Source organism: Streptomyces sp. T028, assembly GCF_048159505.1.
Lineage (GTDB): Bacteria > Actinomycetota > Actinomycetes > Streptomycetales > Streptomycetaceae > Streptomyces.
Genome location: NZ_JBLRVZ010000017.1, coordinates 15,825 through 37,049, shown reverse-complemented (window position 1 = coordinate 37,049; position 21,225 = coordinate 15,825). Strand labels below are relative to the sequence as shown.

The 21,225-nt window shown below is 72.0% G+C and carries 21 protein-coding genes and 1 pseudogene; 13 read left to right on the top strand and 9 right to left on the bottom strand.

Translation table 11 applies throughout. From position 1 onward, the window contains the following. The 3 genes from ACLZN2_RS17305 to ACLZN2_RS17295 are packed head-to-tail and all read right to left on the bottom strand — an operon-like array spanning position 1 to position 3,970. Positions 1–1,353 carry an O-antigen ligase family protein gene (locus ACLZN2_RS17305; protein WP_416979369.1) on the bottom strand — a complete coding sequence of 451 codons (1,353 nt, stop codon included), beginning with the start codon at positions 1,351–1,353 and terminating at the stop codon, positions 1–3. An 8-nt stretch (positions 1,354–1,361) separates the two neighbouring features. Beyond that, a complete protein-coding gene (locus tag ACLZN2_RS17300; protein ID WP_416979368.1) occupies positions 1,362–2,789 on the bottom strand; it encodes an exopolysaccharide biosynthesis polyprenyl glycosylphosphotransferase in 1,428 nt (475 codons plus the stop codon). Then, positions 2,786–3,970, bottom strand: coding sequence for a glycosyltransferase (locus ACLZN2_RS17295; protein ID WP_416979367.1), 1,185 nt, complete (start codon positions 3,968–3,970; stop codon positions 2,786–2,788). Before ACLZN2_RS17295 ends, ACLZN2_RS17300 begins: the two co-directional genes overlap by 4 nt. Before the next feature lie 469 nt (positions 3,971–4,439). Here ACLZN2_RS17295 and ACLZN2_RS17290 point away from each other — a divergent pair, with 469 nt between their 5' ends. The 8 genes from ACLZN2_RS17290 to ACLZN2_RS17255 all read left to right on the top strand — a co-directional run bounded on the left by ACLZN2_RS17290 (position 4,440) and on the right by ACLZN2_RS17255 (position 9,284). Continuing rightward, positions 4,440–4,679, top strand: a complete 240-nt coding sequence (locus tag ACLZN2_RS17290) for a chaplin (RefSeq protein ID WP_416979366.1) — start codon at positions 4,440–4,442, stop codon at positions 4,677–4,679. A 181-nt stretch (positions 4,680–4,860) separates the two neighbouring features. Then, positions 4,861–5,445, top strand: coding sequence for a hypothetical protein (locus tag ACLZN2_RS17285; protein ID WP_416979365.1), 585 nt, complete (start codon positions 4,861–4,863; stop codon positions 5,443–5,445). 76 nt (positions 5,446–5,521) lie between these two features. Further along, positions 5,522–5,812 carry a hypothetical protein gene (locus ACLZN2_RS17280; protein WP_416979364.1) on the top strand — a complete coding sequence of 97 codons (291 nt, stop codon included), beginning with the start codon at positions 5,522–5,524 and terminating at the stop codon, positions 5,810–5,812. 169 nt (positions 5,813–5,981) lie between these two features. Next, positions 5,982–6,482: a DUF5949 family protein gene (locus ACLZN2_RS17275; RefSeq protein WP_416979363.1), complete on the top strand. Its 501-nt coding sequence runs from the start codon at positions 5,982–5,984 to the stop codon at positions 6,480–6,482. A 5-nt stretch (positions 6,483–6,487) separates the two neighbouring features. Further along, positions 6,488–7,111, top strand: a complete 624-nt coding sequence (locus ACLZN2_RS17270; RefSeq protein ID WP_416979362.1) for a vitamin K epoxide reductase family protein — start codon at positions 6,488–6,490, stop codon at positions 7,109–7,111. A 130-nt stretch (positions 7,112–7,241) separates the two neighbouring features. Next, complete coding sequence (locus ACLZN2_RS17265) at positions 7,242–7,760, top strand: hypothetical protein (RefSeq protein ID WP_416979361.1); 519 nt, start codon at positions 7,242–7,244, stop codon at positions 7,758–7,760. Positions 7,761–7,921: 161 nt separating this feature from the next. Then, positions 7,922–8,434: a tyrosinase family oxidase copper chaperone gene (locus tag ACLZN2_RS17260; RefSeq protein ID WP_416979360.1), complete on the top strand. Its 513-nt coding sequence runs from the start codon at positions 7,922–7,924 to the stop codon at positions 8,432–8,434. Further along, a complete protein-coding gene (locus ACLZN2_RS17255) occupies positions 8,418–9,284 on the top strand; it encodes a tyrosinase family protein (protein ID WP_416979359.1) in 867 nt (288 codons plus the stop codon). Before ACLZN2_RS17260 ends, ACLZN2_RS17255 begins: the two co-directional genes overlap by 17 nt. A gap of 125 nt (positions 9,285–9,409) precedes the next feature. Here ACLZN2_RS17255 and ACLZN2_RS17250 read toward each other — a convergent pair whose 3' ends face one another. The 4 genes from ACLZN2_RS17250 to ACLZN2_RS17235 all read right to left on the bottom strand — a co-directional run bounded on the left by ACLZN2_RS17250 (position 9,410) and on the right by ACLZN2_RS17235 (position 13,149). Next, positions 9,410–9,742 carry a chaplin gene (locus ACLZN2_RS17250; protein WP_416979358.1) on the bottom strand — a complete coding sequence of 111 codons (333 nt, stop codon included), beginning with the start codon at positions 9,740–9,742 and terminating at the stop codon, positions 9,410–9,412. Between the two features lie 142 nt (positions 9,743–9,884). Continuing rightward, positions 9,885–10,178, bottom strand: coding sequence for an acyl carrier protein (locus tag ACLZN2_RS17245; RefSeq protein WP_416979357.1), 294 nt, complete (start codon positions 10,176–10,178; stop codon positions 9,885–9,887). Then, entirely contained in the window at positions 10,175–11,278 is a 1,104-nt protein-coding gene (locus ACLZN2_RS17240) for an HAD-IIIC family phosphatase (protein WP_416979356.1), read from the bottom strand. The genes ACLZN2_RS17245 and ACLZN2_RS17240 overlap by 4 nt, the downstream gene beginning before the upstream one ends. Next, positions 11,275–13,149 carry a GNAT family N-acetyltransferase gene (locus tag ACLZN2_RS17235; protein WP_416979355.1) on the bottom strand — a complete coding sequence of 625 codons (1,875 nt, stop codon included), beginning with the start codon at positions 13,147–13,149 and terminating at the stop codon, positions 11,275–11,277. The genes ACLZN2_RS17240 and ACLZN2_RS17235 overlap by 4 nt, the downstream gene beginning before the upstream one ends. Positions 13,150–13,563: 414 nt before the next feature. Here ACLZN2_RS17235 and ACLZN2_RS17230 point away from each other — a divergent pair, with 414 nt between their 5' ends. Together ACLZN2_RS17230 and ACLZN2_RS17225 are read left to right on the top strand one after the other, a co-directional pair. Next, a complete protein-coding gene (locus ACLZN2_RS17230) occupies positions 13,564–13,944 on the top strand; it encodes an S-adenosylmethionine decarboxylase family protein (RefSeq protein ID WP_133911411.1) in 381 nt (126 codons plus the stop codon). A gap of 49 nt (positions 13,945–13,993) precedes the next feature. Next, on the top strand, positions 13,994–14,668 hold the full coding sequence (locus tag ACLZN2_RS17225) for a 4'-phosphopantetheinyl transferase family protein (protein WP_416979354.1): 675 nt from the start codon (positions 13,994–13,996) through the stop codon (positions 14,666–14,668). Positions 14,669–14,762: 94 nt separating this feature from the next. Here ACLZN2_RS17225 and ACLZN2_RS17220 read toward each other — a convergent pair whose 3' ends face one another. Next, the gene (locus ACLZN2_RS17220; RefSeq protein WP_416979353.1) at positions 14,763–16,700 is read right to left on the bottom strand and encodes a galactose oxidase-like domain-containing protein; all 1,938 of its coding nucleotides are present in this window, start codon (positions 16,698–16,700) and stop codon (positions 14,763–14,765) included. Between the two features lie 381 nt (positions 16,701–17,081). Here ACLZN2_RS17220 and ACLZN2_RS17215 point away from each other — a divergent pair, with 381 nt between their 5' ends. Together ACLZN2_RS17215 and ACLZN2_RS17210 are read left to right on the top strand one after the other, a co-directional pair. Beyond that, the gene (locus ACLZN2_RS17215) at positions 17,082–19,352 is read left to right on the top strand and encodes a Dyp-type peroxidase (RefSeq protein ID WP_416979352.1); all 2,271 of its coding nucleotides are present in this window, start codon (positions 17,082–17,084) and stop codon (positions 19,350–19,352) included. Between the two features lie 106 nt (positions 19,353–19,458). Then, the gene (locus ACLZN2_RS17210) at positions 19,459–19,869 is read left to right on the top strand and encodes a VOC family protein (RefSeq protein ID WP_416979351.1); all 411 of its coding nucleotides are present in this window, start codon (positions 19,459–19,461) and stop codon (positions 19,867–19,869) included. On the opposite strand, the pseudogene ACLZN2_RS17205 reads toward ACLZN2_RS17210, so the two are convergent. Next, positions 19,866–20,213: pseudogene (locus tag ACLZN2_RS17205) on the bottom strand (UTRA domain-containing protein); the annotation flags it as partial. The gene ACLZN2_RS17210 and the pseudogene ACLZN2_RS17205 sit on opposite strands and share 4 nt — an antisense overlap. 435 nt (positions 20,214–20,648) lie before the next feature. Here ACLZN2_RS17205 and ACLZN2_RS17200 point away from each other — a divergent pair. Beyond that, positions 20,649–21,221: a hypothetical protein gene (locus ACLZN2_RS17200; RefSeq protein WP_416979350.1), complete on the top strand. Its 573-nt coding sequence runs from the start codon at positions 20,649–20,651 to the stop codon at positions 21,219–21,221. The last annotated feature ends 4 nt before the right edge of the window (positions 21,222–21,225 follow it).

Here is a 21,225-nt window from a genome sequence, read left to right as displayed (position 1 = left end):
TCACGCGCGGGCCTCCCCGGCTTCCGGAGTCCGTGCGGGGGGTTCGGTGTCCCGGTCGCTGCCGGTCTCCCCTCCGACCAGCGCCCACCACGCCACCAGTCCGAGGGCGACGGCGGTCAGCACGGTCGAGGGGCCGCCGATGTCGGCGTACACGAAGTCGGTGAGCTGCCAGACCAGGAGGCCGCACGCGATGAGGGCGCAGTCCGGACCGGGGCCGCGGCGGCGGGCCCGGAACAGGCCCCGCAGGGCGCAGACCAGCAGGGCCAGCCAGCTCCCGGCGAGGGCCAGCAGTCCGATCAGGCCCTGCTCGCCGAGGACCAGCAGATACATGTTGTGCGGGGACAGCAGCGGCTGCCGTACGAAGCCGGAGCCCGCGCCGTCGGTGTCGCTGCCGGAGGACAGGGCGAGGGAGGCGTACGCGTCGCGGTGCTCGGGGAAGCCCTTCAGCCCGACACCGGTGAGCGGATGCTCGCGCCACATGCCGACGGCGGCCGCCCACATCGTGTACCGGTCGGTGACCGACTGGTCCGGGGCGTCCGTGACCCGCGTGATGCTGCCGACCCGCTCCTGGAGCATCGCCGAGCCGACGCCGAAGCCGCCGACCAGCACCACCCCGGCCGCGACCCCCACCGCGCCCACCTTCAGCGCCCGCCGCGCCCCGGCCAGCACCAGCTGCGCCGAGCAGGTCACCGCGGTCGCGATCCAGGCGCCCCGGCTGAAGGACAGCGTGAGCGGCACGGTCAGGGCGAGCGCGGCGAGCGCGGAGACCGTCCGCTGCCGTACGGGGGCCCGGCCCAGCGCCAGCCCCACCGCGCAGACCAGCCCGAAGGACACCACCGTCGCCATGCCCATCACGTCCTGCGGGCCGAAGGTGCCGACCGCGCGGATCGTCTCGCCCTGGTAGGAGGCCCCGGTCCCGGTGACGAACTGATGGACCCCGACCGCGCCCTGCCAGCCCGCCAGAGCGACGAACGACCAGGCCAGCACGCGCAGATCGCGCCGGTCCCGCACGAGCAGCAGCACGGCGGCCGGGACCAGCACGAACACCTGGAGATAGCGGCCGAGGCCGGCCAGCCCCTCGCCCGGCGAGGGCGCGCCCGTCGCGGCGAGCGCGAGCCCCGCCACCGGCAGCCCCAGCACCACGGCGGCCCTACGGGACAGGGGGCGCCGCCGCTGCCGTAGCAGCCGGACCGCGCAGAACAGCACGACGAGCGCGGACACCGCGTCGGCCGGCCCGGCACCGCCCTCCCCGCCGGGCGCGACGGGCAGGGCCAGCAGGGCTGTCACGGCGACGACCGGCAGCACCGGCGACAGGGACCGGACGGCGCCCGGGAGGGGCAGGGCGTGGGTCATGGGCGGGCTCAGCTCCCCGTCGGTCGCACGAGCGCGGCCGCGGTGCGCAGCAGGATGCACACGTCCTGCCACAGCGACCAGTTGTCGATGTACGCGTTGTCGAAGCGGGCCCGGTCCTCGATCGAGGTGTCGCCGCGCAGCCCCTGCACCTGGGCGAGCCCGGTGATGCCCGCCCGCATCCGGTGACGGGCCGCGTAACCGGGATAGGTCTGGCTGAACTGGCCGACGAAGAAGGGGCGTTCGGGACGCGGCCCGACCAGGCTCATGTCGCCCCGCAGCACGTTCCACAACTGGAGCAGCTCGTCCAGCGAGGTCCTGCGCAGAAACCGGCAGAACGGGTTCATCCGCACCTCGCCCGCCACACTCCAGCGGGTCGCGGACTCGTGCTCGTCGACCGGACGGTGGGTACGGAACTTCAGCAGCGTGAACGGCCGTCCGTCCTTGCCGACGCGTTCCTGGCGGAAGACGACCCCCGGCCCGTCGGTGCACCGCAGGACCCCCGCGCACACCAGCAGCAGCGGGCTGATCAGCAGCAGCGCCACCCCGGACACGGTGACGTCGAGAAGCCGTTTGCCGAGGCCGCCCCGGTGCCCGTGCCCCAGGTCGAGGCGGCGGCAGGCGAACCCGGCGAGCCGCTCCCGGCCGGTGTACGAGGGCGAGTCGGCGTCGACCTCCCACACCGTGCAACCGGAGTCGGCCAGTGCCCGCAGCAGCGGGCCCTGCTGGGTGCGGACGGCGGGGTGGACCAACAGGACGTCCCGGACGCCGTTCTGGATGAGGGCCCGCTGCACCTCCTGGCCGGTGGTCAGCACCGGCAGCCCGTCGGTGCCGTCCGGCCGCTCCGCGACCACACCCACCGGCTCCACCCCGCAGCGCGGATGGCGCAGCACGGCGGCGGCCACCCGCTGGGCGGTCGCGGCGGGCCCGATGACGAGCGCGGCGCGCGGACACCGGACCAGTGCCCGTCGGCGGCGCAGATGGACGAGCGCACGCCCGGCGCAGGCGGCCAGGGTCTGCGCGGCGAAGCCGGTCAGCAGGGTGTGCGCCGACAGCGTGTGCGCCGGGTGCCAGGCCGCGGCGAGCGCCCCGAGCGCCAGCCAGACCACCATGATCCGGCCGCAGACGGTGGGCAGTTCGTCCAGCACACCTCTCACCGCGGGCTGCGGTCTGCGCCGCACCGCTAAGGCCAGTGCCACCAGCACGGCCGACAACGCCGGGTGATGGCCCGCCCCGAGCAGTACCGCCCCGCCCGCCGACGCGGCGACGCCGTCGGCGAGCAGCAGCGGGGGCTCGGCGGGCCGGGCGAACGGACGCCGGGCGGGGAACCGGAGGCCGGTGCCGCCGCTCTCCGGCCGGGGGACGATCGACAAGGGCGGATACCCGGGCTGCGCGCCGGCCGAGGTGACGGTGGATTCCGCAGTGCTTTCCGCAGTCACGGGTGGATGGGCTCCCTGGACTCGGTGGACTCGGTGGGTACGACCAGCGGCGCGGGCACCTGGCACAGCAGGTCGCGGTACACGTCCGCGACCGCCGCCGCCGTACGCCGCACGTCGTGCGTGGACAGGACGTGTTGGCGTCCCCGCTCGCCGAGCGAGGCCCGCAGCGGCGCGTCGGATAGCAGAGCGGCGACCGCCCCGGCCAGCCCCGCCGGATCGCCGGCGGGCACCAGACAGCGGGACGCGAGCGCGTCGGGGAGGCTCTCCCGGGCGCCGTCCACGTCGGTCACCACCACCGGCCGCCCGCAGGCCAGCGCCTCCAGCGGGGCGAGCGCCATGCCCTCCCAGCGGGAGGGCAGCACCACCAGGTCGGCGGCCCGGTACCAGGGGGCGGTGTCGTCGACGGCCCCCGCGAACAGCACCGACTCCGGCGCCCCGGACCGCAGCCGCTCCGCGTCCGGCCCGTCCCCGACGAGCACCAGCCGCGCCCCGGGCACCGTCCGCACGACGTCCGCCCACGCCTGAAGCAGCACGTCCTGCCCCTTCTGCCGGCACAGCCGCCCGACGCACACCGCGAGCGGTGCGGCCGGGTCGAGATCCGGCAGGAGGGCGGCGCGTACGGCGTCGGCCGCACCGGGGCGGAACCGCTCGGTGTCGACGCCGTTGGGGACGACGCTCCACCGGCCGGTGATCCCGGCGCGCAGCCCGGTCGCGCGCTCCGCCTCGCTCACGCACAGCAGCCGGCCGGCCCAGCGCGCCCCGAACCGCTCCCACCTCAGGGCGAGCGCCGCGGTGGCCCCGCCGACCGCCTCGAAGGACCAGGCGTGCGGCTGGAACACCGTCGGGATCCGCCCCCGTACCGCGAGCCGCCCGGCCAGCCCCGCCTTCGCACTGTGGGCGTGCACCAGTGCGGGGCGTACCCGGTCGAGCAGGCGTACGAGCCCGCGTACCTCACCCGGCAGCGAGGCCCCGGGGGACCGGGTCGCCTCCCAGCGCCGCACCTGTGCGCCCAGTGCGCGCAGGCCGTCGGCGAGGGGACTGTCGGGGCAGGCCACGGTGACGTGCAGCCCGGCCGCGAGCTGGGCCCGCGCCAGGTCGGTGACGACCCGGGCGACACCGCCGTCCACGGGCTGGGTGAGATGCAGGACCCGGGTCCCGACGTCGGGTTCTGGCTGGTGCATCGCGCGGTTTCCTCGCTCACGGTGGCGCTCGGGACGGGCGGGAACGCGCCGACTGCTTCGTCCGCGTGCCGGCGGTCGCGAAGAGCGCCCCGGTCCACGCCGCGTCCCCGTGGAAAACGAGCCTGAACCTCCGCTGGTCACCACCCGGCCACAACCCGCGCCGAGATCGAACACGTCACCGCAACAGCCCAGGGCGTCGGTATGCGCCGGGGAATGCGCCGCCGGAGCCGCCCCGGCCCGCTGATCACGGTGTTCAACACATCGTCAGATGGATAGACCGGTCGGCCGGATGTCGAGGTGGAAGCGGTGGGGGTGGGCGGTGGTCGAGCGAGTGAGCGATTCAGTTCACTCCTTCGGCGGCACAACCCCCGGCGGCGCAGCGCGTTGACACAGCGCCGGGCGTCCCCGCCCGGGTGTTGGTGTGAAAGAACCGGCAAAACCCCGTCAAAACCCCAAGGAGTACCTCTCCATGTCGCGTATCGCGAAGGGCCTGGCCCTGACCTCCGTTGCCGCCGCGGCCGTCGTCGGCGCCTCCGGCATCGCCACCGCCGACAGCGGCGCGTACGGTGTCGCCGAGCACTCCCCGGGCCTGCTGTCGGGCAACGTCCTGCAGTACCCGATCCACGACGCGTTCAACGAATGCGGCACCACCTACAACGTCACGGGCCTGCTGAACCCGGCCTTCGGGAACACCTGCGTCAACGACTGACGTCACGTCAACGACCGGCGTCACGTCACGTCCTCGTCGAACGGCCGCGCTCCCGCCGGGAGTGCGGCCGTTCGGCTTGTCCCTCCCCGGATGGCGCACGGAACGTGACCACCTGTTGCGGAGCGCCCCTGCTCCTTTCACGGTGGGTCACAGGATCCGACGCACCTCGAAAGGGACCCCCATGCGTGGCCTGCCCGTACGGCGTATCGCCTCCACCGCACTCTGCGCCTCCCTCGTCCTCGGTTTCGCCGCTCCCGCCGCCTTCGCGGCCGGCACGGCCCCGGCGGCCACCGCGTCGCTGCCCGCCGACCCCGAAACCGACGTGCTCACCGCGCTGCAGACCACGGTGGACCAGCTGCTCGCCGCCGCCACCTCCGCCGGCGTCACCGACGTCGTCCCCACGGCCGCGGGGGTCGTGAACGGTCTGGCCGACCTGGCCGACCTGGCCGACCTGGCCGACCTGGCCGACCTGGCCGGCGTGGTCGCCGCCGCGCTGAGCGACGCGCTGACCGCCGCGGGCCTGCCGCTGCCGGGCCTGCCGCTGCCGGGCGTGCCGCTGTCGGGCGTGCCCGGGTCGGCCGGCCTGTCGGTGTCGACGTCCGAGGTACCGGCGGCCGCGCCTTCCCTGCCGACGGCAGCGCCCTTGGCTCCCGCGGCCGCACCCTCCCTCCCGGCCTCCGTCGCGCCTTCGCTGCCGGCCGCCGCCCCGTCCCTCCCGGCCGCCGCGCCGGTGCTTCCGGCGGCCAACCTGCTGCCGGCCCCCTGACGGGCCGTCCGTGCCGTTTCCGCATCCCACGGGGATCGTTGTGCACGGCGTCAGCACTCCCCGTGAAAGGAACCCGATGAAGTCCCTGAAGGCCGCCGCCGTCGTCGCAGGGTCCGTCGTCCTCGCCGGCGCCGCCGCACCCGCGTTCGCCAACGACTCCGCGGACCTCACGCCCACCAGCCTCAACGGCGCCGTCGACACGATGACCAAGCGTGGTCTCACCGCGCGGGACGTGATGCCGCTGCAGAGCCAGTCGAACGCGCTCGACACCGAGAACAAGGGCTCCCTGCTCCACACCGCCAACGGCACGGCGAACGCCCTCAACCAGCACGCCAAGCTCCTCGGCGGGCTCCCCCTGAACGGCTGACGTCCCCTTCGCGGAGGGCCGGTCCCGCACGGGCTGGACCGGCCCCGGACGCGGGTGAGGGAACACTCCGGGAACGACGTCCCTCGTTCGTGTGGAGCACCCTTGAGGCGTCCCCCGGTCGGGTGAGAACACCCTCGGCCGCCCGCCGTAGCGCTTGTAGGGTCGCGCGGTGACCTCAACCCCAAGCGCAACCCGCCCCTTCCGCGTGGCCGACCTGGGCACCCTCGTCGTGCTGCCATGGAGCGGCGAGGCTCCCGACGGCAGCGACATGCCCTATCTGCTCGCCTACTCCCTCGGCGACGCGGACGGCGGCGCCGCGACCACCGCCGCCGCCATCGAGCGGCTGCTCGCCGACAACGGCCTGCCCGTCGGCGGCGATCTCGTCGACGGCAACGTACGCCCCAGCCTGCCGGTCACCCTGCTCGTCACGGCCGGCGCGGCCGTGCTCAACATGCCGATGCTCAACGCCCAGTGCGTGCCCCCGCCCGAGTGGCTGGACGCCGTCGAGGCCCGCGGCTACGCCTACCTCATCTTCACGACCCGCCCATGGCCCGAGGCCGTCCCCGGCAGGGCCGTCGAGCCCGAGGCGCTGACCGCGTTCGCGGGCGACGAGGACACGCTCACCGCCGCGGCCCACGTCGTGCTGCCCGCCCGTAGCCTGCGCGGCTGACGTCCGTGCCGGGGGCAGCCGACCCGAGGCACGCGCACCGCAGGCCCGGGCGGGTGGCGGGCTCCGGCCGCGCCTTCGCCGTGCTGCTCGTCCTGAGCGGCGCGGCCGGACTGCTGGCCTCCTGGGTCATCACCCTCGACAAGTTCAAGCTGCTGGAGGACCCCGGCTTCACCCCGGGCTGCAGTCTGAACCCGGTGGTGTCCTGCGGCAGCGTGATGACGAGCGACCAGGCCTCGGCGTTCGGGTTCCCCAACCCGATGCTGGGCCTGGTGGCCTACGGCATCGTCGTGTGCGTCGGCATGAGCCTGCTGGCCGGCGCCGCCTTCCCCCGCTGGTACTGGCTCACCTTCTCCGCCGGCTGTTTCTTCGGCGTCGGGTTCGTGTCCTGGCTGCAGTTCGAGTCCCTGTACCGGATCAACGCGCTGTGCCTGTGGTGCTGTCTCGCGTGGATCGCCACGATCGTGCTGTTCTGGTACGTCGTCTCCTTCGACGTACGCGAGGGATTCCTGCCGGCCCCGCCGGCCCTGCGCACGTTCTTCGCGGAATTCACCTGGGCCGTGCCCGTGCTGCATCTCGGCGTCGTCGGCATGCTGATCCTGACCCGCTGGTGGGATTTCTGGACGAGCTGACGATGTGGTCGTAGCACTACTGCGGCAATCGGGGGAATCGTGAACTGGTGCCGTTTCCCTGCTCGTTGTCCGGTACGGACGCACCGACCCGCACCGCCCCCAGAACCTGACGAAAGGGCCCGTACCCGAGATGAAGCCGACCACCCGAGGAACCCTCGCCGCCGTACTGACATGGGTGGCCGCCGCGGCCGGAGCAGCCCCCGCGACCCCCGCCGCGGCGGTCGGCACGGTCCCCGTCCCCGTCCCGCTGAACGGCCTGGAGAACTCCCTCGGCATGGAACTGCCCCAGGCCGGCGGCGAGATCCCGGTGCCGGCGACGGGCTCGCCCGAGGGCCCGCGCCATGCCGAGGACCGGCTGATCCCCGAGCGGGCCGTCCCGCAGCTCCCCGCCGGCGCCGGTCTGCCCGGCGCCGGCGTACGGGCTCCCCTGCCGGAGACCCTCGGGAACGGCTTCGAGAACCTCGGGCTCGACGCCCCCGCCACCGACGTACGCACGCTCGGCCCCGGCCTGGCCCTGGACGCCCCGCTCACCCCGCCGAACCCGGACAACTTCGGCCTCCCGGACCCCAAGCTGCCCCAGGCGGGCGTGCTCACCCCCGTACTGCAGGCCGCACCGGCCGCGAACCTCGGGATGGGGCAGGGCCTGTAGCACCCGCGCGGACGGCAGGGCCGGTGACACCGGCGCCGACGACCGAGTGACAACGGGCCCGGACGGCATCCCGTCCGGGCCCGTCCGTGTGCTTCGCGGTGACCCTGCGGGCCGCCGGGCGGTTACCGCTACGGACAACCGCACCCGAGGAGGAGCACCCCATGGTCGTCAACGCCGACCGAGTACCCGTACCCACCAGGCAGCCGGGAGCGGCGAGAGCCGGAACCCGGCGGGAGACGCTGCGCGGACTGCTCGGCGTCGCCGCCGGCCTCGCGCTCGTCCCGGTCGTCGCCGCCTCCTGGCCACCGGACCCCACGGACGGCGCGGGAGACACGGGCGACACGGGCGACGCGGGCGACCGGGCCGGCGTCGGCTTCGACGAGATGTACCGCGGACGCCGTATCCAGGGCGTCCTCATCCCCGTCGGCCGCTCGGCCGCCGGGGGTGCCCAGTGGGAGGTCACCGTCGACGGCCGCCCGCTGCACCTCATGCGCCGGGCCGACGGCACCTGGCTGAGCATGGTCGACCACTACCGCTCGTACCGCACCCCGCTGGAGGCCGCCCGCGCCGCCGTGGACGAGCTCGGGCCGGGCGAGATGCTCCGCGAGGGCGACGACCCGGCGGACGGCGGCCACCTGCACCACATGGGGGGACGCCATGGTCTATACGCGTAAGGACGTCAGCAGACTGACCGCCGGCGAGCGCCGACGGTTCGTGAAGGCGATGCTGGAGGTCAAACGGCGTGGCGAGTACGACGAGTTCGTACGGATGCACATCGACTACTACGTCTCCGACGGCGAGGGCGGCCTGCGAACGGCCCACATGGCGCCCTCCTTCCTGGCCTGGCACCGGCGGTTCCTGCTGGACCTGGAGAGGGCGCTGCGCCGGGTCGACTCCTCGGTGACCGTGCCGTACTGGGACTGGACGCGCAACCGCACCGCGGCCTCCACGCCCTGGACCGATGACCTCCTCGGCGGCAACGGACGCCGCTCCGACCGCCGGGTCACCACCGGGCCGTTCGCCTACGCCACCGGCAACTGGACCATCAAGGAGAACATCACGGACGGCGCGTTCCTCACCCGGGACCTCGGCCGCGCCGCCAACCCCATCGAACTGCCCACCGCGGCCGAACTGGAGTGGGCCCTGAAGGACCCGGTCTACGACACCGCGCCCTGGGACTCGACGGTCACCGAGGGCTTCCGCAACAAGCTGGAGGGCTGGGGGACCGGCCGGGGCAGCGCCGCCTGGCGCAACCACAACCGGGTGCACCGGTGGGTCGGCGGGGAGATGCTGGGCGGCGCGTCCGTCAACGACCCGGTGTTCTGGCTCCACCACGCCTTCGTCGACCTGGTGTGGACCCGCTGGCAGGCCCGCCACAGCAGCCACCGCTATCTGCCCGCCGCACCGCCCTCGTCGGAGAGCCGGCAGTACCGCCGGGTCGTCGCCCGCCACGAGAAGCTGCCGCCCTGGAATGTGACGCCGAATCAGATGGAGGACGTGTCCGGGATCTATCGGTACGCGTAGGTCCGTACGCGTGGGCCCGTACGTGTAGGCCCGTACGTGCAGGCCGTACGCGTGGTGGTGGTGGACGCGCGAGAGCCCCGGCGCTCGAGGTGCCGGGGCTCCGCTGATGCGTGGGGACGCGTGCGTCAGTTGCCGTAGCCGGCGCCGCCGTGCTTGCCGCCGCCGTGGCGGTTGTGGCCGTAGTCGCCGCCGTGCTTCTTGCCACCCTCGTCGTGGCCGCTGGCGTTGATGCAGGTGTTGCCGAAGGCCGGGTTCAGCGCACCGGTGAAGTTGACGGTGTTGCCGCAGAAGTTCACCGGCATGTGGATCGGAACCTGGACGACGTTGCCCGACAGGACTCCCGGCGAGCCGACGGCCGCACCGTGCGCACCCGCGTCCGCCATGGCCAGGCCGGCCCCACTGACCACTGCGGCGCCGGTGCCGAGGGCAACGGCGGCCACCTTCGCGATGCGAGACATCACGTTCTCCTTAAAGTGATTCGGTTCGCGCGACAGCAGGGAACGCCGTCGCACACGCCGTTCAACGCGACCGGCCCGACCGGGTCACGGCACGGCGGTCCGGATCACCCTTTTTGAACAGGAGAGACGTACAGACGGGTGCCTAGGCGGCCCGGAGGTGTGTCGCCACGAAGTCGGTGAGCGTGGCGATGGACTGCAGGCTGTCCAGGCTCAGGTCCAGCGCGGCGACGTCCACCCCGAACCGGGCGTCGATCGCGCCCAGCAGGGTCACCCCGGCCAGCGAGGTGAGGGCGATCTCCGGGCCGAACAACTCCGTGTCCGCGGGGAGTTTCCCCACCACGTCCGGGTCCAGACGGGCGGCCTCGGCGATCATCGAGCGCAGTTCCCGCTCCACACCGGCGGGGTCCTGGATGGCGGGGTCCTGGATGTCCGTCACGCCTCGGCGTCCTCTCGGTCGGATACGTGCAGATAAGGGGGCGGCTTCGGGAGGTCGCCGTGCAGGGGGCGGCCGAGGACGGCCGAGTCGGCGCCTGTGCCGGGGGCGTCGTCCACGCGGCTGTCGTCCACGCGGCTGTCGTCCACGCGGCGCAGCCCCGCCTGGCGGAGCAGGATCCGCATCTCCAGGTTGGCGTCCGTCGGGCGCAGGGTCACCCGGAACTCCTCGGCACCGGCCCGCCGGGCCCGTCCCATCAGCCAGAACAGGAAGGCCGCCGCCGCGCCCCGCCCGGCGACCCGGCAGGAGAGGGCGAGCAGCGGGACCGACCAGGTGCCGGGGGCGGTGCGGTCGACGAGGGCGGCGCCGATGACGCCGTACGACCCGAAGCGGTCCGTCATGCGCGCGGTGTACAGCTCGCGCCCGTCCGAGCCGACCAGCTCGCGCAGCCGGTCGGGGGTGAGGCCGGAGGAGTTCAGCCGGTGGGTGCGGGCGGCGAGTTCCAGGGCGCGCGGGATCTCGTCGGGCGTGGCCGCGCCGACCGTGAGCCGCATGGCGCACCAGCTCAGGAACTCCTCCCGGCTGCCCTGGAAGCGTTCGCCCTCGGCGCGGCGGGCCTCCTCGGTGCGGTACCGGCCGACCCGGGCGCGCGACTCGGGCGTGACCTCCCGGCCCTCGAACGCGGCCAGCAGCGCGGGCACGTCCTCGGGGGCGAGGGTGCGGACGACCGGCAGCAGGGCCTCGACCTCGGCGCGTTCGTAGGGCGAGTCGTCGACCAGGACGAGGGCGTCCACGGCGATCCCGAGGTCCTTCGCGATCCTGCGCAGCGACTCGCTCTTGTCCTGCCAGGACACCTGCGGGGCGAGGAACCGCTCGCGCACCTCCGGCCGGCCGGCCGCGAGCCGGTCGAGCACGGCGGGCGCACTGCGGCTCGCGATGCTGCTGAGCACGCCGCGGGCTGCCAGCGCGTCGATCGCGGCCAGCATCTCGGGGCGGGGGACGGGCAGTTCGTCGGTGGGGGACTCGACGGCGATGTCGTCCCAGAGGGTGCCGTCGAGGTCCCAGACGACGCACTTGACGCGGTCGGCGTCGAGGACGGTCATCGCTCCTCCCGGGGCAGGAAGAGCTTCATCGCCAGGCTGGTCGGGTCGAAGCCGAACTTGCGGTAGACCGTGCGCATCGGGACGTTGCCGACATGGACCCGGCCGGTGACCTCGGTGATGCCGTTGGCCAGGCAGAACTCCAGTCCTGCGGTGAGGAGGAGTTCGGCCACGTCGCTGCGGTTGTCCACCGGGGAGACCGCGAGGGAGCGGAAGTTGGCGTAGCGGTCGCCGGTCATCGCGTTCTGGTTGATGCTCACCCAGCACCAGCCGACGGGCTCCCCGCCCGGCCGCGCGGCGACGATCATGCCCTGCTTCGACTTCTCCATCGCCTTGCCGAGCCGGGCGGCCCAGCGGTCGGGGTCGTCGATGGCGTCCTCGCCGAAGGACACCCGGGCGATCTCCGCCTCGAACGCCCCGATCGCCGGAAGGTCGCGCTCGTCGGCCTGCCGGGTGACATAGGGATGCGCGCGCTTTTCGAGGGCGGCGCGGTCCTCGGGGGCCGGGGGGCGCCAGCCGATGGTGCGGGTGGAGGGGGTGACGGTGGCCGCAGGTGTGGCGGGGGTGGCGGGGGTGGCGGGGATGTCCGTACGGACGGGTGCCGCGGGCTTCTGCTCGGCCGTCGCGGGGGGCTGCTGCCGGGCCTCCGGCGCCTCCGACGGCTCCGATGCCTTCGGCGGCTCCGGCGCCTCCGAGACCAGCCGTCCCGGCCGGAACGGCCCCTTCCCGCAGCTCGGGCAGCCGTCGGCGCGCAGGGCCGCGACCGAGGCCCACCGGGCGCCGGGGCCGACGCGGACCTTGTGGCCGCAGGCCACGCACTCGTACTCGCGCTGCCGGGTCCGCTTGTCGCCCGTGTACAGGGGGCCGCCGTAGTCGCCCTGGCGGGAGGCGGTGGAGCTGGTGGTGAGGAGCTGCTGGAAGAAGCCGACACCGCCGAGGATGCCGCTGCCCTCGTACTCGTTGAAGTTGCGGATGTAGCCGTTGGTGACCAGGCCCAGGGCCATGATCTCCCGCTGGACCTCCAGCATCTCGTCCGGGCTCTTGCCGCCGAAGGAGAAGAAGACGCTGTGCGCGGGACCGGGCCGCAGGCCTTCCACGGCGCGCGACAGGAAGAGCCGGGCGCCTTCGGGCGTGTACGGCGGGTCGGTCATGGCGACGTCGTGCCGCCCGCGCAGCCGCTCGGGCAGGGGCTGCCGCAGATCGTGCTGAACGGTGTCGACGCGGGTGCCGAGTTCCGCTGCCACCTTCTGGACGTAGTCGAGGATCTCGGCGGAGATGTCGACCACGGTCACCCGCTCGACGATCGGCCCGCCCAGTACGTCACCCACGACGGCCACGGCCAGCGACACGAGGTCGTCGTCGCCGATGAGCAGCAGCGAGCCGCCCGGCAGCGCGCCCGCCGTCAGCAGCGCCAGCACCCGGCGCACCTTGGTCTCGGCCGTGCAGTGCGACTGGTCGATCGCCATGTCGGCGGCGGGACCGGACTCCATGAGCGCCCGCAGCCGACGTACGGCCTCGTCCAGCACCTCGGGGATCACCAGCTCCCGGCCGTCGCAGGTGCGGCAGGTGGCGTCCATGGTGAGGTCCATGCCGAGCTGCGCGACGAGGTCCGCGCCGGCCTCGGTCAGCCGGGACGGGCGCTCCTTGGTGACGAGACCGCGGCGGCGCAGTTCGTTCCCCAGCGCGGCCACGATCGGGACCGGCAGGCCGGTGGCGCGGCTGAGGTCCTTGGTGGAGGCGGGGGCGAGGCGCCGCAGCGCACGCAGCACGGACCGCACTCCGGGCGGGCCCTCCTGAAGCCGGACGGCGTCCGCGACTTCCGTGAGCAGTTGATCGGCGGTGGTACTCCGAGGGTGCCGACGCACGTTCGTCACAATGCTGCTCCAGGGAAGCTGGTGGATTCCGGGGGTATCGAGTATACGGGCCGGTGGACGCCCCGATCGGACTCGGTGCGACGGCCGCGAACAGGAATGGGAAAGAGGAATTCCGGAGACGGTCCCGCGGTGTTCCAGCTGGTGTTCCGACCGGTGTTCCGGCGGGCGGAATTCCGCACCCCCGGTCGAGAACGTTTCCCGGAATTCACGACACACTTTTCCGGCCGAATATGCCCCCGGTCTTCCCGCCCCCTTGACGAGGTGTGCTCGCGAGCCGCATAGCGCCCCGGATGCTAGGCTTGGCCCAACCGAGCGCCAGTCCCGGGCCTCGCGACCTTTCTCTTCAGCCGCGCGGACCAGCGCAGATCTATCCGAAAGGAGACGGGGGCAGCGGTTCCTCACCCCCGGTTCCCCATGACCAACTCCGCAAACCTCGCCACCGAGGGTATAAACGTCGACGATCTGTGCTCTTATGCCGTCGACGTATGGGTGAGCGACCACAGCATCCTGACCGACGAGGAGCGCCTCCTCCAGGTGCTGCGCACGGCCGCCGAAAAGGGAAACGCCACGGTTCTCGGTGAGGCGTCGCACGTTTTCCCGAACGGCGCGGTGACCGCCATTCTCCTGCTTTCCGCCTCACATCTGAGCATTCACACCTGGCCCGAATTCAGCCTGGCCAACGTCGACCTGCTCGCCTACGGCCGGCTGAACGGCGAGCGGATGATGCAGAGCGTGGAGCTCGGCCTTTCGCCGACGAAGATCAACGTGACGCGCATGCTGCGCGCGGTGCACTAGCGCCGCGGCACTGGTTTCCCTTCCCGCTGCCGCTCCTGCTGCCGTCGTCGTGAAGTCCGTGCAGGTCTCGTGGGCGCGCTCAGCCGATGCCCACGAGGGGCTGCCGGCTCTGCTCGACCCGGTGGAGCGCGCCCGCTACGAGGCGACGGTGGACCCCGCCACCCGGAACCGGTTCCTCGTCGGCTGCGCTCTCAGCCGCCGGATCCTGGGCGAGCTGCTCGGCGTACCCCCCGAGGAGGTACCCCTGCGGCGTGCCTGCCCGACCTGCGGCGGACCGCACGGCAAGCCCCGGCTGGCGGTCCCCGCCGGGTACGACTTCTCGGTCACCCACAGCGGTGACGTCGTCGGCGTGGCCGTGTGCCGGGGCGCGGAGGTGGGCCTGGACGTCGAGGAGGCCGGCACCGCCCTCGACGTCGACGCCGCGGCCCGTACGGCACTCTCCCCCCGTGAGTCGGCCGCCCTGTACGCCCTGCCCCCGGCCGAGCGGAAGCCCGCCTTCCTGCGTGTCTGGACGCGGAAGGAGGCGGTGCTCAAGGCGCTCGGTGTGGGCCTGCGCGCACCGCTGCGGGAGCTGGAGGTGTCCGCCCCCGCCGCTTCCCCGACGGTCCTGGCCTGGCCGGATCTGCTCGGCGACCACCCGGGGACGACCCTGACGGACCTGACCGTGGACGGCGTCCATCCGGCCGCGGTGGCGGTGACGACCGGCGTGCGGACACCGTCGTAGCCCGGCGCGGAAGGCATCCGAGCCGGGCTGCGACGGAGCTGCCCGCAGCACCCGCGGCAGGCCCGCCGACAGCAGGCCCGTCAGAGTCGGGCGGTCACTTCTTCGTTTTCGGGGTCTGGCCGCCCGAGGCCGGCTTGATCTGGACCCAGCCCGCGGTGCTGGGCACGCCTTCCTCGTTCAGGAGGAAGAGCATGTAGTAGCCGGGAGGGGCGGCATTGGCCGACGGCGGTGCCTGAAGTTCGAGGAAGTTGCCGCTGCGGCTCTTGATCCGCAGGTCGAGGTGGCGCTGGCTGGTGTTGACCGAGTGGGTCGCGGTGGTCGGCGCCAGCAGGACGGCACGGGTGACGTCGGAGGCGGTGTTGCTGCTCACCGTGATCTTGTCGTTGTACCCGACGGACGGGTTGAACACCATGCCGAGGTGGGGGCGGCTGCCCTGCTGGAGGTAGGCCGGCTCGTAGATCTCGATGCTGCCGTTCATGTCGTCGGTGATGTCGGGGTCGTTGGCGAGCTGCTGGAGCTCGTCACCGGTGACCATCACCCGGCCGTCCGGGAGCACCACGGCGTTGGAGTGGTAGCCGCGCGGCAGCCGCTGGGCCGGGCCGAGCCTCCAGTTGCCGTTCTCGTCACGCAGTTCGATCTGGCGGTACTTCAGATCCGCGTTGGGGTTGTACGGGCCGTTGCCGTAGTCGCGGATGTCGAAGGCGCCGTTGACGGTCATCAGGGTCCCGTCCGGCATGAGTAGGGTGTCGTCCTGGGTGCGGCCGAAGGCCCTCGCCTTCTCCTTGCTCCACTGGCCGCCGACCAGCTGGTACGTGTTCGGGTCGTCCCGGTCCCCGCCGAGTACCAGCACCGAGTCCGGGCCCTTGAAGCCGGCCGGGAGCGGCACGGCCGAACCGTAGTTGCGCGGCATGTTGTCCGGTCGGGGTGCCAGGTCGGTCCGGGTCTCGGCGGCGGGGTCGAACTTCCACTGCTGCTCGGGGTTGCGGCCCAGGCCGTAGATCTTGCCGTCCCGCAGCGAGAAGAGGTGCGGGTAGTCCCGCTTGAACGGGGCGTCGGCCTTGAACCGTTCCACCGCCCAGCCCTCCGGCCTGTCCGTCCTGGCCGTGGGCACGGGCTTGTTCAGGGCGGGGAAGCGCTCGACGATCGGGGTGGGGGTGCCCCAGCCGAGCTCCGACTGGCCGGACATGATCAGCTGCCGGCCGTCCGCGCCGGTCACCACCGACGGGTACCACCGGCCGACCGCCATGTCCTCGTTCTGGTACCACTTCTCCTCCCACGGGTCGAAGACGAGGGAGAGTTTCGCGCCGGAACCGCCGTTGCCGCCGAGGTTGCCGCCGAAGACACCGAGCATCCCGTTGGGCAGGAAGGAGTGACCGGCACAGAAGAACGGCGCGGGGCGGGGCTCGTCGAGCCCGTCCGGCATGTTGATCACGGGCGGTGTGACCTTGGTGAACGAGCCCGGGCCGGTGCCCTTGGCCGGATCCCACAGGTACGCGCGGCCCGCGTTCTCCTTGCCGATGGTGTCGGTCGGGGCCGGCTCCTTCTGGGGGTTGCTCTCGATGCGCTCGAAGGAGAACAGCAGCACCTTGCCGGTCGGCAGCATGGCGATGTGCGCGGCGAAGTCCGGGGACTGGAAGTACTCCCGGAACCTGCCGGCGTCCAGCGCGTCGAAGTCCGCGTTGACCTTGGCCTGGGAGGCCGTGAGCGCCTTGAGCCGCTCGGTGCGGGTGGACTGCGGGTACTCGCCGACGTCCTTGATGGCCCTCCTGGTCATGGCGTGTTCCTCGGCGTGCTCCTTGCCGATGACCTTCGCCTCGTCCGGGTCGGCCTGCGCCCGGTCGGCGTGCGTCCGGTCGGCCTGGGCCCGGTCGGTCTGCGTCCCGTCGGCCGAGGGGGCGTCGTCGCCGTGCCCGTGGGCGGCGGCCGGGCCGGACGACAGCACGGTGAGGGTCAGCGCGGAGACGGCACACGCGGAGATCGCCGCGTACAGCATCCGTCTGGACGACGGACCGGGCAGGTTCCTGGGGGACATGGGACTCCTTGCGAGAGAGAGGGCAGGCGGTAGCGGTGGCGTCGGGGCCGCGCCGTGTCACCGGTCCGATGGCGAGCACGTGACGAAAGCACTTGACGAGAGCACATGACGTAGGCGCGCGACATAGGTGCACAATGAAGCCGAACGACTACTCACAGTGTTCGCGCGTCGGACGGCCGCTGTCGCGCGATGCCGGGCAGGCGGGTGACACCTCGACGGCCAAGCGGGTCGGAGCCCTTGCGGGACAGGGGTTCTGCGCCGGAGCGCGCGAGATCGCGACGAGGTCGACCTGCAGGCCCCCCATCCCCACGTCGGTCACGTTGGGTAGTTCCATGATTACTATGACGATGGGACGGCATATGCGACTGTCAAGGAGGAAATGTGGCCGAAGACCTCAAACTGCGTGAAAGCGACGACATTCAGGGCGATGTGCTCGCGGGCTTCAAGAAGGACCGCATGACACTGCTCTTCCTCAAGTTCGAGGACCCCGCGCGGGCGCGCACCTGGGTGAAGCGGCTCGCCTCCCAGATCTCCACCACCAGACAGGTGGCCGCCTTCAACGCGGCGTTCCGCAAGGCCAGACAGGCCACCGGCGGCGACGACCCGCAGACGCTCAAGGCCACCTGGACGAACGTCAGCTTCACCTACGAGGGCCTGAAGGTCCTGGTCGGCGGCAAGGACCCACTGCCCTCGGTACGCAAGGGCGGCACGCTGGAGGCGTTCAAGGAGGGGTCCCACAAGCGCTCACTGGGCGACACCGGCGACAGCTCACCCGAGAACTGGCTGTTCGGGGACGGCAAGGGCCAGACCGTGCACGCCGTGATCACCGTCGCCTCCGACACCGCCGAGGGGCTCCAGGACGCGTTGACCGCCCAGCGCGAGGCAGCCGCGCAGGCCAAGATCGTGATCGTCTTCCAGCAGAACGCCGCCACGCTGCCGGGTACCCGCCGCGGAAAGGAACACTTCGGCTTCAAGGACGGGGTCAGCGAGCCGGGGGTCATCGGCTTCGACGAGCCCGACCCGAAGCGGCCGGAGTACGTCAAGGACCACCCGGGCACCCGGCTGATCCCGCCCGGTGAGTTCGTCGTCGGGCACGACCGGGTCGGCGGGATTCCGTACGACGAGATGCCCGAGTGGGCCGGCAACGGCAGCTTCCAGGTGGTGCGTCGGCTCGGTCAGGACGTCCCGGGCTGGTGGGCCCAGGTCACCGCGCAACTGAAGGTCCTGAGGAAGGCCAAGGTGGTGCCTGACGAGGCGACCACCGAATGGCTGGCCGCCCGCCTGGTGGGCCGCTGGCGCTCGGGCACGCCCGTCGCCAAGTGCCCGCACGCCGACATGCCGGACAACGCCCTCGCGAGCCAGGACAACGACTTCGGCTACCGCAACGACCCGGAGGGGTTCATCACCCCGCTCTTCTCCCACCTGCGCAAGACCAACCCCCGGGACGGCCTCCAGGAGAAGCCCGGCGCGGACCCGTTCCCCGAGAACCCGGTCATGGACCGACGCCGCATCATCCGCCGCGGCGCCCCCTACGGCGCGCCCTTCGACCCGGCGTCGGACGGCCCCGGCGGCCCCGACCAGCCGCGCGGACTGCTCTTCGTCTGCTACCAGTCCGACCTCGTCGAGCAGTTCGAGTTCATCCAGAAGAGCTGGATCAACAACGTCGACTTCCCGCCGAACCGCCCCGCGAAGCCCGGCCCCGACCCGATGGTCGGCCCCACGGGCAAGATCGCCTTCGAGAGCCCCAACGCGACGACCGAGCTGAGCTTCCACCAGTTCGTCACCACCGAGGGCTCGGTCTACGCCTTCGTCCCCTCGCTCACCACACTGCGGCTGCTGGGCGACGGCCGCCTCACCGACAAACTCCCGGACACGGTCCGGCCGACCGACGCCTTCCTCCCCATCCCCGACCGCCGACGGGACCAGGGCAAGAGCTGGTACTGGGCCTACGGGACCGGCGGCGACGGACCGGTCTGCCGCACCCTCTCCATCGCCGACGGCGACGAGCACAAGGACGTCGTCGAGCGCCCCGACCGGCCCCTGTCCACCTGGGCGGCGTACGACGGCGTGTCGCGGGTGGACGCGATCCTGCCGGTACCGGACGAGCAGCGCGTGGGCGGCCGGAGCCGGTACTGGCTGTTCCACACCGTGGAAGGCCGCCAGGTCTACCGGCTGATCTCGGTCGCGGACGGAGCGGAGTCCGGGCTCGCCCCCGAGGCGGCAGTCGCCGTCGACCGGCCCGACCGGCCGATCTCGGCCTGGGCCTCGTTCAACGGAATCGCGCAGGTGGACGCCTTCCTGCCGGTGCCCGACATGCAGCGCCAGAACGGGAAGAGCCACTACTGGCTCTTCCACTCCTCCCTGGGGCAGCAGGTCTACCGGCTGATCTCGATCGCCGACGGCTCCGCACACAACGACGTCATCGAACGCGGCGACCGTTCGCTCGGCCTGTGGCAGTCACTGGCCGGCATCTCCCGCGTGGACGAGTTCCTCGCCGTGCCGGACATGCAACGCATCAACGGGCTGAGCCTGTTCTGGGTGTTCCACCAGCAGAAATACCGGATCATCTCCATCGCCGACGGCAGCGGCCACAACGACCAGCTCACGGTCGACGACCGCCCCCTCACCCTGTGGAAGTCCCTGACGGCCTGAACCACGCCCCCGAAGGCAGCTCCACGGTTCAGCGGAGGTGCCTTCGGGGTTCCGCCGGAGCCTGTCTCAAAGTCCGGCTCATTTGATCTTGTGGCAAGATCGCGGGATGCTACGACTAACCGACTTCATCATCGATTGCCCGGACACGATGAAGCTGGCAGCCTTCTACTCCGAGGTGATGGGGCTCCCGGTGAAGGAGGGCAGTAACGAGAACTGGGCCGGTATCCAGTTCGGCGAGATCGAACTGGCCTTCATCCAGGTAGAGGACTACCGCGCCCCGCAGTGGCCCGACAGCGAGCACCCCAAGCAGTTCCACCTCGACTTCGAGGTCGACGACATCGAGGCCGAACAGCGCCGCGTCCTGGCCCTCGGCGCGACCCTGCAGCGGGACTGCATCGGCCCCGACGGCTACGGCTTCCGCGTCTACGCCGACCCCATCGGCCACCCCTTCTGCCTCTGCCGCAACAAGGGTGTCATCTGGACCGATCAGGGCCTCATCTGGCCCGAGCGCGACTAGCGGTTGATCGAGATCTCGTAGACCGGCTCGCAGCGAGCGGCGGGCACGACGATACGGTTCACGACACCTGCCCCGGCGTGCGGCCCTCCCTCGGGGAGGACGGCAAGAGTGCTGGCTGTGAGGTCGTACGGCTCCCAGCTCGTCGAGAATTGCACCGGCCTGGCGTCGGCAAGGAACTCATACGCCGTTCGCACGCACAGATCCCCTTCGGCGATCCCGAGCCGCGCCGCGATCTCCGCCGGTGCCGGCACCTTGGCATCGGTCCGGCTCTCTCAATCCCCTTGCCTGCCAACGGCCTTCATGTCCGCGCGGAAGGGCGACCCGTTGGGCTGCTCGCGGGTAGCGAGGCAGGCTCCTTTCCAACCCGCGCTGGGAGAGGGACTTGAGCACGAAATCGGATCCCTCTCCCTGCTACGTCACGTCGGGCGGACCTGGCCCGTCTCCGCTACCCTCACCGCTCCCGCACGGTCTAGCACAGGTGTAGCGGGGCTGGTCGAACTTCCGCTTCACTATGCGGCATGGAGCTTCAGTGGTTGGGCCCGTGGGAGGCAAGCCACCATCAGGCTGACACAGCATCTGCGCGGGGCGAGTGTTCCTGGGCTGCGCCATGCCCTAGCCCTGCAATGTGGAGTGTTCGCGTCGCGGACACTGGCTGCGAGAGCTGGTGGGCTGTGTGTGCGGAGCATGCTGCCACTTCTCGGGTGCTGTCCTCCGGCTTGCCGGCTGAGTAGCACATGAACAGGACGAATCGCGTCCTACCGCGGTCGCGTGACTGATACGTGGATGGGATCGAGCGGGCCGTACGCGGTGAGGGCCTCGCTGATCGGATCACGCTGCGTTGCGAGCTGCTCCGCGACCAGGAGAACGGTCCCGGCGAAAACGTCGAGGTTCGGACGCTGGATTCGATCACGCTTGCCTTCGCGAGGAGGTCATATGCCAAATATCGCCGTCCAATGATGGAACTCTTGGCTGACGGCCGATCCGCTTATGCAGTCCGAAGGGACGGCCGTGCCCTGGTCCGGCGGGTCGATTCAACGGTGGCCGCGCTGGAGAAGGGCGGCATACTCGCGGGTTCGGTCATCCGCAGGGCGTGGCGGAGCGCGCGCAAGGCCGTCCTGCCCCAGCACGTCTTCGAGGTGCCCACGGGGAGGCGGGTGTACGACAACCGGCACACGCGCCTCACGAAGTGGCTCAATGACGGAATTCCGCCCGCCCAGGTGGCGGAATGGGCCGGGAACAGCGTGCCGGTGCTGCTGGCCCCATATGCCCGGTGCGTCGAGGGACAGCTTCCTGACCTGAAAAGGCGGCTGGAGGCGGCGGGGGACCTTCCCGAGCCGCCCGATGCGGGCTGAGGCG

Bases quoted from the DNA above. Each gene is read 5' to 3' on its own strand.
- ACLZN2_RS17305 (WP_416979369.1), bottom strand. From the start codon at position 1,353: ATGACCCACGCCCTGCCCCTCCCGGGCGCCGTCCGGTCCCTGTCGCCG.
- ACLZN2_RS17295 (WP_416979367.1), bottom strand. From the start codon at position 3,970: ATGCACCAGCCAGAACCCGACGTCGGGACCCGGGTCCTGCATCTCACC.
- ACLZN2_RS17290 (WP_416979366.1), top strand. From the start codon at position 4,440: ATGTCGCGTATCGCGAAGGGCCTGGCCCTGACCTCCGTTGCCGCCGCG.
- ACLZN2_RS17285 (WP_416979365.1), top strand. From the start codon at position 4,861: ATGCGTGGCCTGCCCGTACGGCGTATCGCCTCCACCGCACTCTGCGCC.
- ACLZN2_RS17280 (WP_416979364.1), top strand. From the start codon at position 5,522: ATGAAGTCCCTGAAGGCCGCCGCCGTCGTCGCAGGGTCCGTCGTCCTC.
- ACLZN2_RS17265 (WP_416979361.1), top strand. From the start codon at position 7,242: ATGAAGCCGACCACCCGAGGAACCCTCGCCGCCGTACTGACATGGGTG.
- ACLZN2_RS17260 (WP_416979360.1), top strand. From the start codon at position 7,922: ATGGTCGTCAACGCCGACCGAGTACCCGTACCCACCAGGCAGCCGGGA.
- ACLZN2_RS17255 (WP_416979359.1), top strand. From the start codon at position 8,418: ATGGTCTATACGCGTAAGGACGTCAGCAGACTGACCGCCGGCGAGCGC.
- ACLZN2_RS17250 (WP_416979358.1), bottom strand. From the start codon at position 9,742: ATGTCTCGCATCGCGAAGGTGGCCGCCGTTGCCCTCGGCACCGGCGCC.
- ACLZN2_RS17240 (WP_416979356.1), bottom strand. From the start codon at position 11,278: ATGACCGTCCTCGACGCCGACCGCGTCAAGTGCGTCGTCTGGGACCTC.
- ACLZN2_RS17230 (WP_133911411.1), top strand. From the start codon at position 13,564: ATGACCAACTCCGCAAACCTCGCCACCGAGGGTATAAACGTCGACGAT.
- ACLZN2_RS17220 (WP_416979353.1), bottom strand. From the start codon at position 16,700: ATGTCCCCCAGGAACCTGCCCGGTCCGTCGTCCAGACGGATGCTGTAC.
- ACLZN2_RS17210 (WP_416979351.1), top strand. From the start codon at position 19,459: ATGCTACGACTAACCGACTTCATCATCGATTGCCCGGACACGATGAAG.